Source organism: Kitasatospora sp. NPDC059817 (genome assembly GCF_042731835.1).
Classification (GTDB): domain Bacteria; phylum Actinomycetota; class Actinomycetes; order Streptomycetales; family Streptomycetaceae; genus Kitasatospora.
The window spans coordinates 15,359-17,783 of sequence record NZ_JBHWIR010000157.1; the positions used below are offsets into that span (position 1 = coordinate 15,359).

Sequence of the window (2,425 nt, forward strand, 5' to 3'; positions counted from 1 at the left end):
TCTGACCCCTTTCTCTTTCCCCGCCCGCGCGGCCCGCCCCCACACCCCCGCGCGCCCCCCCACCCGGGGTGTTGTCAAGATTTGGTAAACCTCTGTCCGGTTGACCGGATTGTCGCCAAATCACCCGGCGACACCGCAGGTCATCCGCCGTGCCAAGGCCCGCCCGGGACCGGCCGGGCCCGGACCGGATGCAGCGTCAGAACAGCACGCGCGCCAGCGCGGTGCGGGCCGCGGTGACCCGCGGGTCCTCCGTGCCGATCACCTCGAACAGCTCCAGCAGGCGCAGCCGGGCGGCGTCCCGGTCCTCACCGGCGGTCCGGCCGACGGTGTCCACCAGCCGGCCGAAGGCGTCCTCGACGTGACCGCCCACCAGGTCCAGGTCGGCCGCCCGCAGCTGGGCCTCGACGTCCTTCGGGTCGGCCGCGGCCGCGGCGCGGACGGCCTGCGGGTCCACGCTCTCGATCCGCTGCAGCAGTTCGGCCTGGGCGAGGCCCAGCCTGGCCTCGGTGTTGCCCGGCTGGTCGGCCAGCACGTTGCGGTAGGCCTGGACGGCGCCGCCCAGGTCGCCGCTGTCCAGCGCGTCGTGCGCGGCGGCCAGGGCCGGGTCCTCCGGCCGCTGCGGGGCGGCGTCCGGCGCCTCGCCCGGAGCCCCGGCGCCGCCGACCACGCCGAAGCGCTGCTCGGCGACCAGGATCAGCTGGTCCAGCACCTTGCGGACGTTGGCCGCGCTCTCGGCGCCCTGGAACAGCGGCACCAACTGGCCGGCCACCACGGCCATCACGGCCGGGATGCCCTGGATGCCGAACTGCTGGGAGATCAGCGGGTTGGCGTCCACGTCGATCTTGGCGAGCACGAACCGGCCGGCGTACTCCTCGGCCAGGCCCTCCAGGATCGGGCTGAGCTGCTTGCAGGGGCCGCACCACTCGGCCCAGAAGTCGATGACGACCGGCACTTCGGTGGAGCGCTGGACGACCTCGGACTCGAAGGTGTCCTCGGTGACGTCGATGACGAGCGCGTAGGCGGACTGCTCGGGGGCGACTCCGGCCGCTTCGTCGGCGGCCGCCTGGCGGGCCCGCTCGACCCGGGCCTGCTCGGCCTTCTGGGCAGCCTCGCCGGCTGCCTTCACTGCGGCGAGGTCGACCGCACCGCGCAGGGCGGAGCTGTTGAGACGCGAATTCCGTGGCTGCATGGCACCATCCTCCCCCGTCCGCGCCGCCTGCGGGCAACCAACCTCGGGAAAGTCGCCCCGCGCGGGCCGCGCGGCGCGGATTCCCGGGCGCGGTGGCCCTCCCCCGGTAGCCTGAACCGTTCGGCGCGGATCCCCACCCGCGCCCGCGCCGCCCCGTCCCACGGGTGCGGCGCCTGGTTGTCACTGCTTTCGCTACGAGTCGTAGCGTAACTGGAGCCGGGGTCCCGGCCGCAAGCCCCACCGGCGGTTCCGCGACGTGACCTGCCCCACTTTCCGGGGCGGCCCGGCTGCCCGAACGGGCGAACAGCCGCTACCGTTACCAGCCCCACCCATGTTACTCACCAGTAGAGCGCAAGGAGGCCCGGTTGCCGGCCCCCCAGCCCCCCGCGAACCCGGACGTCACGGGCCCGGAGACCGCGGACGGCCCCGCCCCCTCGGCGGGTGCCACGACCAGGGCCAAGGGGCGCCCGCGCAGTGCCGCCGCCGACCGCGCCATCCTCGACGCCACCCGCGAGGCCCTCGCCGAACTCGGCTGGGGCGGGCTGACCATGGGCCACGTCGCGACCCGCGCCAAGGTCGCCAAGACCACCCTCTACCGCCGCTGGCCGTCCAAGAACGAACTCGTGGTGGACGCCGTCGCCAGCCTCTTCGACGACCTGGTGATGCCCGACCTCGGCAGCCTGCGGGCCGACATCGAGGCGGTGGTCGCCCAGTTCGCCGACCTGCTGGCCCGCCCCGAGACCCAGGCCGCGCTGCTCGCGCTGTTCGCCGAGGGCACCCGCGACCCGCACCTGCGCCGCCGGATCCGGGAGGCCATCGTCGACCCGCAGAAGCGCCTGGTCCGGCAGGGCCGGGCGGCCGCCCAGACGCGCGGCGAACTCGCCCCGGACGCCGACCCGCGGACGGCCCGCGAGGAGATCGACATCATCTTCGACACCATCGCCGGGACGGTCGAGCACCGCGTCCTGGTCAGCGGCGAGCCGATCACCGCCGACTGGACCCGCCGCTTCACCAACCTGCTGCTCGGCCCCTTCCCCAGCCTGCTGGGCGACTGAGCGCATGGCGAAGCCGCCCCGCACGAAGAAGCTCCGTACGGGGCGGCCCACCGGCGCGTCCTAGGTCCTGTCCGGTCGATCTTGGTGGATCAGCCCGCGGCGTTGGGCGCCCGGCTGGGCGTGCGCCCGGATCGTCCTCGTACTGGGCGTACTTGGGCGATTCGGGCGTGCGTCCAGGCGG

2 protein-coding genes are annotated in these 2,425 nt (G+C 74.4%); one reads left to right on the forward strand and one right to left on the reverse strand.

The genetic code is table 11. From position 1 onward, the window contains the following. Positions 1-196: 196 nt before the first annotated feature. Positions 197-1,189, reverse strand: coding sequence for a tetratricopeptide repeat protein (locus tag ACFV61_RS27135; protein WP_380379178.1), 993 nt, complete (start codon positions 1,187-1,189; stop codon positions 197-199). A gap of 494 nt (positions 1,190-1,683) precedes the next feature. Between ACFV61_RS27135 and ACFV61_RS27140 the strand changes: the two genes are divergently transcribed. Next, entirely contained in the window at positions 1,684-2,244 is a 561-nt protein-coding gene (locus tag ACFV61_RS27140; RefSeq protein ID WP_380336823.1) for a TetR/AcrR family transcriptional regulator, read from the forward strand. Positions 2,245-2,425: the final 181 nt, after the last annotated feature.